This is a genomic window from Nocardia asiatica NBRC 100129 (genome assembly GCF_000308415.1).
Classification (GTDB): domain Bacteria; phylum Actinomycetota; class Actinomycetes; order Mycobacteriales; family Mycobacteriaceae; genus Nocardia; species Nocardia asiatica.
The window spans coordinates 1-2,299 of sequence record NZ_BAFS01000282.1 but is presented as its reverse complement, the minus strand read 5'-3'; the positions used below and the strand labels follow the sequence as shown (position 1 = coordinate 2,299).

General features: G+C 68.3%; 1 protein-coding gene. It reads left to right on the top strand.

Going from position 1 to position 2,299, the window contains the following annotated elements; translation table 11 throughout:
* Positions 1 to 2,299: ATP-dependent chaperone ClpB (gene clpB, locus ON27_RS27480; protein ID WP_043734030.1), on the top strand; the 2,299-nt coding region annotated here is incomplete at both ends.

The window sequence follows — 2,299 nt, the reverse complement described above, 5'->3', positions numbered from 1 at the left end:
ACCACCACACCGCAGCTGGGCCGCGAGGCGTTGGCCGCGATCACCGCCGCGCAGCGCCTGGCCACCGAACTCGGTGACGAGTACGTCTCCACCGAGCATGTGATGGCCGGTCTGGCCGACGGCGATTCCGACGTGACGATGCTGCTGCGCAAGTACGGCGCCACCGCCGAGGCGCTGCGTTCGGCGTTCACCGCCGTACGCGGCAGCGCCCGGGTGACCAGCCCCGACCCGGAGGGCAGCTACCAGGCGCTGGAGAAGTACTCCACCGATCTCACCGCGGCCGCCCGTTCCGGCAAGCTGGATCCGGTCATCGGCCGGGACACCGAGATCCGCCGGGTGGTGCAGGTGCTGAGCCGTCGCACCAAGAACAACCCGGTGCTGATCGGCGAGCCGGGTGTGGGCAAGACCGCGATCGTGGAGGGCCTGGCCCAGCGCATCGTGGCGGGTGACGTGCCGGAGTCGTTGCGCGGCAAGTCCGTCGTCGCTTTGGATCTCGGCGCGATGGTCGCGGGCGCGAAGTATCGCGGCGAGTTCGAGGAGCGGCTCAAGGCCGTGCTGGAGGACATCAAGAACAGCGCGGGCCAGATCATCACCTTCATCGACGAGCTGCACACCATCGTCGGTGCGGGCGCCACCGGCGAGTCGGCGATGGACGCGGGCAACATGATCAAGCCGATGCTGGCCCGCGGCGAGCTGCGCTTGGTCGGCGCGACCACCCTGGATGAGTACCGCAAGCACATCGAGAAGGACGCCGCTTTGGAGCGGCGCTTCCAGCAGGTGCTGGTCGGCGAGCCGTCGGTGGAGGACACCGTCGGCATCCTGCGTGGCATCAAGGACCGCTACGAGGTGCACCACGGCGTGCGCATCACCGACTCCGCGCTGGTCGCCGCGGCCACGCTGTCGGACCGCTACATCACCTCCCGTTTCCTGCCGGACAAGGCGATCGACCTGGTCGACGAGTCGGCCTCGCGGTTGCGGATGGAGATCGACTCCCGGCCGGTGGAGATCGACGAGGTGGAGCGCGCGGTGCGCCGGTTGGAGATCGAGGAGGTCGCCCTCGCCAAGGAGACCGACGAGGCATCCAAGCAGCGGCTGGAGAAACTGCGGGCCGAACTCGCCGACGGCAGGGAGAAGCTCAACCAGCTGACCACCCGCTGGCAGAACGAGAAGAACGCGATCGACCAGGTGCGCACCCTCAAGGAGCAACTGGAAGCGCTGCGCGGCGAGTCCGACCGCGCCGAGCGCGACGGTGACCTGGGCAAGGCCGCCGAGCTGCGCTACGGCCGGATCCCGGCGCTGGAGAAGCAGCTCGCCGAGGCCGAAAAGGTCTCGGCGACAGCGGGTGACGGTGAGGTGATGCTCAAGGAGGAGGTCGGCCCCGACGACATCGCCGAGGTGGTGTCCTCGTGGACGGGTATCCCGGTGGGCCGGATGCTGGAAGGCGAGACCCAGAAGCTGCTGCGCATGGAGGACGAGCTGGCTCGCCGCGTGGTCGGCCAGACCGAGGCGGTGCAGGCGGTGTCGGACGCGGTGCGCCGGGCGCGCGCCGGTGTCGCCGACCCCAACCGTCCGACCGGCTCGTTCATGTTCATCGGCCCGACCGGCGTCGGCAAGACCGAGCTGGCGAAAGCGCTGGCGGACTTCCTGTTCGACGACGAGCGCGCCATGGTCCGCATCGACATGAGCGAGTACAGCGAGAAGCACTCCGTCGCCCGGCTGGTCGGCGCACCGCCCGGATACGTCGGTTACGACCAGGGCGGTCAGCTCACCGAGGCGGTGCGGCGCAGGCCCTACACGGTGGTGCTGTTCGACGAGATCGAAAAGGCCCACCCGGACGTGTTCGACATCCTGCTGCAGGTGCTCGACGAAGGCAGACTCACCGATGGACAAGGCCGCACGGTCGACTTCCGCAACACCATCCTCATCCTGACCTCCAACCTGGGCGCAGGTGGTGATCGCGAGTTCGTCATGAACGCGGTGCGTTCGGCGTTCAAACCGGAGTTCCTCAACCGCCTCGACGACGTGGTCATGTTCCACTCCCTCGACGAGGAACAGCTCGAGCGCATCGTCGACATCCAGCTCGAGCAGCTACAGAAGCGGCTGGCGCAACGCAGGCTGAAGCTGCAGGTCACCGACTCGGCCCGGTTCTGGCTCGCGGTGCGCGGCTACGACCCCGCCTACGGCGCGCGTCCACTGCGCAGACTGATCCAGCAAGCCATCGGCGACACCCTCGCCAAAGAACTGCTCGCCGGCGAGATCTCCGACGGCGACAGCGTCAAAGTGACCGTCAGCCCCGACG